4 protein-coding genes are annotated in these 5,759 nt (G+C 66.3%); all 4 read left to right on the plus strand.

Annotated features, from left to right (window positions below; genetic code table 11):
* On the plus strand, positions 1-516 hold a 516-nt coding region (locus tag KA184_22870; protein ID MBP8132432.1), incomplete at its 5' end, for a TolC family protein.
* Entirely contained in the window at positions 503-1,843 is a 1,341-nt protein-coding gene (locus KA184_22875) for an efflux RND transporter periplasmic adaptor subunit (protein ID MBP8132433.1), read from the plus strand. The genes KA184_22870 and KA184_22875, both read left to right, overlap by 14 nt.
* A gap of 9 nt (positions 1,844-1,852) precedes the next feature.
* Positions 1,853-4,951 carry an efflux RND transporter permease subunit gene (locus tag KA184_22880; protein MBP8132434.1) on the plus strand — a complete coding sequence of 1,033 codons (3,099 nt, stop codon included), beginning with the start codon at positions 1,853-1,855 and terminating at the stop codon, positions 4,949-4,951.
* A gap of 152 nt (positions 4,952-5,103) precedes the next feature.
* On the plus strand, positions 5,104-5,759 hold a 656-nt coding region (locus KA184_22885; GenBank protein MBP8132435.1), incomplete at its 3' end, for a beta galactosidase jelly roll domain-containing protein.

A 5,759-nucleotide genomic window follows, 5' to 3' on the forward strand; every position in this document is an offset into this window, starting at 1 on the left:
GTCTCGCTCGGCAGTTCCGGGCTGGAGTTTGTACGCGAACGCGCGGACTATGACCGGGACTCCGACGTAACGTTTACGGTCGGCGTCTCTGTGCCCCTGCCCTTGTTCGACCGCAACCAGGGCAACATCCTTGCAGAGACGCACCGGCTGGAACAAGCGGCCGCGCGGGAACGCGAAGCGCGGACCGACGCCGCCGCCGGCATCACGATGACGTACGCTGAGACGGCGGCGCGCCGCGACGAATACGTGCGTCTGCGCGACGTCGTGCTGCCCGAACTGGAAGACACGCGCCGGTTGACAGTCGAGGGGTATCAGGAGGGCAAATTCGATTACCTGAACGTGCTCGCCATCGAGCGCGACCTGTTTGAATCGCGGGTCCGCGCACTCGACACGCTCGCCGCCTGTCAGGAGACGTTCATTACGCTGGAACGGCTCAGTGGAGGCGCGCCGGGCGCAAGGAGTGATACCGCGGAACCTCCAACCGGACCGAAGGAGGAAGACAATGATGCGAAATAAACCCCAATTGCGAGGGCTCTTGAATACGCTGGCCTTGGGTCTGGGCTTAGCCGCCGCGGTGCTGGTGCTGTTGAACGGCGCGCTGCGGGAAGTCCGCGCGCCCGGGCCAGCCGCGGCGCAGGCGGTCCTGGAAACGCCCGCCGGTGAGGCAGAAGCGAGCGACGCCGAATCTCATGCTCACGACCATGGCGACTGCACTTGGTGCCGCGAGCATGACCTCGCCGAGGACGAGTGCGCGATTTGCGTGCCGGACCGCGCCGCCGCGCTGGCGCCGGGCGAAAGCTTGAAGCTCCGTTTGCCTTCGGGCGCGTCCGCGGACAAAGCGGGAATCACCCTGGAGACCGGGTCCCCCGCGGCCGCGGCCCCGGGCGTGCGCGCGGCATGCCGGGTTGCGTACAACCAGGCGCAACTGGCGCGCATCGCGCCGCTGGCGGGGGGTATCGTTGCGGAAGTCTGCGCGGACCTTGGTGATGAGGTGGCGGCGGGGCAGCCGCTGGTCCGGTTGACCTCGCCCGAACTCGCGGAAGCGTTGCGTGTCTATCGCGAGGCGGAGGCCCGGCGGGACCTCGCCGCGTCCGCATATCAGCGAGAAAAGAGCCTGCACGAGCGCGGCATCAGCAGCGGACGCGACTTTCAGGAGGCCGCCGCGGAACAGCGGCGCGCACAGGCGGCGGCCGAGGCCGCGCGGCAGGGGCTTGTGCTGCTGGGCTTTGACGAGCACAACGGCGAAGGCGCGCTCACGCTGCGGGCGCCGTTCGCGGGCACGATCATCGAGCGCAACGCCGTGGCCGGCGAGGCAGTCGAACGAGGCGCGGCCTTGTTTACCGTTGCGGACCTGTCCTCGATGTGGATCGAGCTTTCGTTGCCGCAGACGCTGATGTATGCCGTGCGCGTGGGCGACACGGTGCAGGCCCGGTTCGAGGCCCTGCCCGGGGAGCCGATTGAAGCGCGCGTCGACTGGGTAGCGCCCTCGCTCGAGGAAGACAGCCGCACGCTCCGGGCGCGGGCCGTTGCGGCCAACGCGGCGGGCCTCCTCAAGCAAGGCATGTACGGCGAGATCTCGACGGGAGCCGGCGCGGCGGGGCAGACCGCGCTTCAGCTGCCGTCGGATGCGGTCCACTACTACGATGGGCTGCCCTTTGTTTTTGTGCGGGTGGAGGACGACCTGTTCGACGTGCGGCGGGTTGTCGCGGGCGCTTCGCGCGACAGCCGCATCGAAATCCTGGACGGGCTGCGCGCCGATGATCGCGTCGTTACGGGCCGCAGTCACGTGTTGAAATCGGAGTTTCTCAAGTCGCGGCTCGGCGCAGGCTGCGTGGACGACTAGGAGGCCGCCATGCTGGAACGAATGACGCGCGCCGCGCTGGAACGGCGTTTTCTCGTCTTATGCCTGTTCCTTTGCGTGGCCGGAGCGGGCGTGTGGACCTTGACGCAATTGCCGGTGGACGCGTTCCCGGACACGTCGAACATCCAGGTACAGGTCAACACCGTTGCGCCCGCGCTGAACGGCGAGGAAATCGAGCAGCAGATCACGCAGCCGGTGGAACTCGCGCTGGGCGGCCTGCCCGGCCTCGAAGAGGTGCGCTCGATCTCCAAATTCGGCCTGTCGCAGGTGGTGGCGGTATTCTCCGATGATACCGGCATTTACGATGCGCGGCAGTTCATTCTGGAGCGGCTTTCGGGCGTCACGCTGCCGGAAGGCGTCGAACCGCCGCAATTGGGGCCGATTTCGAGCGGTCTGGGCGAGATATTCGCCTATGTGCTGCGTTCGCCGGACGGATCGCACTCGCTTGAGGAACTGCGCACGCTGCACGACTGGGTGATCAAGCCGCAGTTGATCAAGACGCCGGGCGTGGCGGAGGTGACGGCTTGGGGCGGCTTCGAGAAGCAGTATCAGGTTATTGCGCAGCCGGAACGCCTGCGCGAGTACAGACTCACGCTCGACGACGTGATCGGCGCGCTCGAACGCAACAACGCGAACGTGGGCGGCGGCCAACTCACCGCGAGCGGCCAGGCCGTGCTGGTCCACGGGCTGGGCCGGGTTTCCAGCCTCGACGAAATCGCGGCTGTCCCCATCACAACGGTCACGGGCGTTCCGGTGCGCGTCGGCGACGTGGCGGAAGTCGCCATCGGCCACGAAATCCGCCGGGGCGCGGTCACGTTCGGCGGCGAAGGCGAGGTTGTGCTCGGGCTGGGCTATATGCTGCAGGACGGGAACAGCCGCGAGGTGGCGTCCGCGCTGCGTCGGCAACTCGAACAGGCGAAGACGGCGCTGCCGCCGGGCGTTTCGGTCGATGTTGTTTACGACCGCACGGAACTCGTCGAGCACGTGCTCAAAACCGTGCGCGAAAATCTAATCGCCGGGGCGGTGCTGGTGGTCATCGTGCTGTTCCTCCTGTTCGGCAGTCTGCGCGGCGGGCTGCTTGTGGCCGTTACGATTCCGATGGCGATGCTCTGCGCCGTGCTCGGCATGTATGGCGCGGCCATCGCCGCGAGCCTGCTCAGCCTCGGCGCGATAGACTTCGGCATCCTCGTGGACGGCTCGGTCATCATGACCGACGCGAACCTGCGCGCGTTGCGCGAGCTGCGCCGCAAGACGGGCCGCAAGCCCACGTGGCGCGAACGCTTGGATGCCATGATCGCGTCGGCGCGTGAGGTTGCGCGGCCTGTCGTGTTCGGGATGGGCATTATCCTGATCGTGTTCCTGCCAATCCTCACGCTCGAGGGTGCGGAAGGCAAGATGTTCCGGCCCATGGCGTTCACCTTCATTTTCGGGTTGGCCGGCGCGCTGGCCATCGCGCTGTTCTTGACGCCCGTGCTGTCCTACTATTTGTTGCCTGCGCCGAAACGGGTCGAGGAAGGAGTCTTCCTGCGCGGCGCGAAACGCCTGTACGGCGGGCTGCTGCGCGGCGCGCTGGCCTGGCGGGGGATTGTGGCCGGCGGCGTGCTTGTGTTGGCCGCCGCGGTGATCACCTTGGCGCCGCGACTCGGCGGCGAATTCCTGCCGAGGCTCAGCGAAAGCGCGATTGTCATCAATGTGATCCGGTTGCCGGGCGTGGCGCTCGAAGAGTCCGTGGCGTACAACACGCGCATGGAACAACTGATGCTCGAACAATTCCCGGACGAAATCGAGGCGGTCTGGTCTCGTGTGGGCACGGCGGACGTGGCCACGGACCCGATGGGCATCGAGTTGTCGGATGTATTCATGACCTTGAAGCCACGCGAGCAATGGACGCGCGCCAAGACCCAGGCGGAACTCGCCGCGCTGATGGAACAGACGCTTCATGACCTGCCGGGACAGAACCTGGTGTTTACGCAGCCGATCGAATTGCGCATGAACGAACTGACGGCGGGTATCCGCGCGGACGTGGGCATCAAGGTCATAGGCGACCATTTCGAGGAACTCGCACGGATTGCCGAGGAAGTCGAGACGGTCCTTCATGCGACGCCCGGCGCCGCGGATATCTCCGTGGACCAGGTGACGGGCCTGCCCACGCTGCAAATACGGGTGAATCAGGAAGCCGCCGCGCGGCAGGGCATCCCGGCAAGCGAGATCTTGACCGTGGTCGAGGCGCTTGGCAACAAGCCGGCCGGCGAAGTGATCGAAGCGCAGCGCAAGTTCCCGTTGACCGTGCGTCTGCCGGACCGGCTGCGCAGGGACCGGCAGGCGCTGGAGGAGACCATCTTCCCGTCGAGCAGCGGCGCGGAAGTGCCGCTGGCCCAGGTTGCCGGCATCAGCGAAACGGAAGGGCTGGCGAATATCAACCGGGAATGGGGCCGGCGGCTGGTCCGCGTGCAGGCGAATGTCCGCGGCCGGGACGTCATGTCTTTCGTGCAGGACGCGGAGCGCGGCATCCGGGAGTCCGTCGCGCTTCCGGAAGGCTACCTCATTGAGTGGGGCGGCCAATTCGAGCACCTGACGCGGGCGCGGCAGCGGCTGCTGATCGTCGTGCCCCTGGCGCTCGTGCTCGTGTTCTTCATGCTATACGCCAGTCTGAATAGCCTCAAGGACGTGCTCATCGTGTACACGGGCATCCCTTTTGCCGCGCTCGGCGGCATACTCGGGCTGTACTGCCGCGGCATTCCGTTCAGCGTCAGCGCGGCCGTCGGGTTCATCGCACTGTCGGGCATTGCCGTGCTTGACGGGCAGGTCATGGTCGCCGCGATACGCGGCTTCCGCGAGCAGGGACAGTCTCTCGTCGAGGCCGTTCTTGAAGGCGCGCGGCAACGGCTGCTGCCCGTGCTCGCCACGTCGATCACCGACGCGCTGGGGTTCCTGCCCATGATGCTCTCGACGGGCATCGGCGCGGAGGTGCAGCGCCCGCTGGCCACGGTTGTGGTGTGCGGCGTCATTTCGTGCACCGTGCTGACCCTGTTTCTGTTGCCGGTGTTCTACGTGATGGTTTCGCGCGGGCGCGAGGCGGAAGGGGCCTGAACGGCAAAAGGGACGGAAAGGACGGCGGCAATCCGGTGTACAGACACATCCCACTGCCGCCGTCCCTCTCGTTTGTCTTCTCCATACGGCCCATTCCCCCGAAGACCGCATTGTGCTAAGCTTGGCGGACCTGCAAATCGGAGGGCGCGGAAGTGAACGGAATCATCTCACGGCGGGCCATGCCGGCGCTGATCGCGGCATGCGTATGCGCGCCATTTGTGCGAGCGGCGGACCTGCCCGCGCGCATGGCGCTAGCTGAAGACTGGCGTGTGCAGTCGAGCAACGTCGTGGATGCGCAGGACGAAGAAATATCGGCGGCCGGCTTCGATGTTTCCGGTTGGCACCCCACGCAGGTGCCGCGCACGGTTCTGGCGGCGCTGGCCGATAACGGCGTCTATCCCGATCCCTACTACGGCCTGAATCTCAAGCAGGTTCCCGGCTATCGCGACGGCATGCTGCTCGTGGTTCCGAAGGACAGCCCTTTTCGTGGCGCGTGGTGGTACCGTACGGAATTCACGCCGCCTGCGGACTGGCAGGGTCGGTTCGTGACGCTGCACCTTGACGGCATCAATCTCCGGGCGGATGTGTGGCTCAACGGCGCGCGCATCGCGAGCGAAAAGGACGTGGTGGGCATGTTCCGCCGGTTCACGTTTCCGGTGCGGGAGCGCCTGCGTTTCGGCAAGGCGAATGTGCTTGCGTTGAAGGTTGCCGGCCCAGGGCAGTTGGAAGAGCGCGACTACGACACGAAACAGGTCGAGGCCACAACCGGCTGGGACGATCACAACCCCTGGCCGCCGGACCTGAACGC

It is taken from the genome of Candidatus Hydrogenedentota bacterium, from assembly GCA_018005585.1.
GTDB lineage: Bacteria > Hydrogenedentota > Hydrogenedentia > Hydrogenedentales > JAGMZX01 > JAGMZX01.

What these genes read in the sequence shown, in the direction of transcription:
- KA184_22875 (MBP8132433.1), top strand. Translation starts at nt 503, where the DNA reads ATGATGCGAAATAAACCCCAATTGCGAGGGCTCTTGAATACGCTGGCC.
- KA184_22880 (MBP8132434.1), top strand. Translation starts at nt 1,853, where the DNA reads ATGCTGGAACGAATGACGCGCGCCGCGCTGGAACGGCGTTTTCTCGTC.